A 631-nucleotide genomic window follows, 5' to 3' on the forward strand; every position below is an offset into this window, starting at 1 on the left:
GGCAACACCCTGCTCTACGTCGTCGTCGGCGCCGGAGGGGCGACGCTCCTGGCCACGCTCGCCGGCTACGGCCTCGCGAAGTTCCGCTTCACGGGCCGCAAGGCGGTCTTCGCCGTGGTGCTCGGAGCGATCGCGGTGCCCGGCACGGCCCTCGCCGTCCCGACGTTCCTCATGTTCAGCCAGCTCGGCCTGACCAACACCCCGTGGGCGATCATCATCCCCTCGCTGATCAGCCCGTTCGGCCTGTACCTGGTGTGGGTCTACGCGGTGGAGTCGGTGCCCACCGAGCTGCTCGAAGCGGCGCGGATGGACGGGGCGGGCGAGTTCCGCACCTTCTTCACCATCTCCATCCGCCTCCTCGCCCCCGGCATCGTGACCGTGCTGCTGTTCTCGGTCGTCGCGACCTGGAACAACTACTTCCTCCCGCTGATCATGCTGAGCGACCCCACCTGGTACCCGCTCACCGTCGGCCTCAACCAGTGGAACGCGCAGGCCACCGGCGTCAGCGCGCAGCCGATCTACAACCTCGTGATCACGGGCTCGCTCCTCACGATCATCCCCATCGTCGTCGCCTTCCTCGGACTCCAGCGCTTCTGGCAGTCCGGTCTGAGCGCCGGCAGCGTCAAGGGCT

Annotated in this window: 1 protein-coding gene; it reads left to right on the forward strand. The window is 68.1% G+C overall.

Features of this window, described 5'->3' with window-relative positions; translation table 11 throughout:
• Positions 1–631 (forward strand): carbohydrate ABC transporter permease (locus C5C33_RS18120; protein ID WP_104261796.1); only part of this gene is annotated, 631 nt, incomplete at both ends.

The organism is Rathayibacter sp. AY1H3 (genome assembly GCF_002932015.1).